Source organism: Janthinobacterium sp. JC611 (assembly GCF_018682595.1).
Taxonomy (GTDB): domain Bacteria; phylum Pseudomonadota; class Gammaproteobacteria; order Burkholderiales; family Burkholderiaceae_D; genus Janthinobacterium.
In genome coordinates this window covers 1-365 of the sequence record NZ_JAFLJN010000088.1, presented here as the reverse complement: position 1 = coordinate 365, position 365 = coordinate 1, and the positions used below count along the sequence as shown (strand labels likewise).

1 pseudogene is annotated in these 365 nt (G+C 60.8%); it reads right to left on the bottom strand.

The annotated features are described in order from the left end of the window. Positions 1 to 365 (bottom strand): annotated as a pseudogene (locus tag J0O65_RS27760) (IS481 family transposase); the annotation flags it as partial.

Below are 365 nucleotides of genomic sequence, written 5' to 3'. Positions count from 1 at the left end.
GATCGGACAGGCTTTGTTGAGCTTGATCAGGAAGTCGGTGCTACTACTGTCGGACTGGTCGGCATAGATCTCCATGAAGACCCAGCGCGTGGCGCGGTCGATGGCGACGAACAGATAACGGCGTTCGGTTTCGTCAGGCATCTGCGGCAAGTACTTGATATCCATATGTAAAAAGCCGGGCTCGTAGTCCTTGAACGACTTTTTGGTGACGGGCTGATCGGTTTCCCGGGCGGCCAGTTCAAGCAGGCTGGAGACACCATGGCGACGCAGGCAGCGCCCCAGGGCGGCGCGCGAAAGCGCTGGATTGACGAACTCGCGGGCCACCGCCAGCAGGTCGTCGGTGGGCAGCAGCAGCGTGGTGCGCA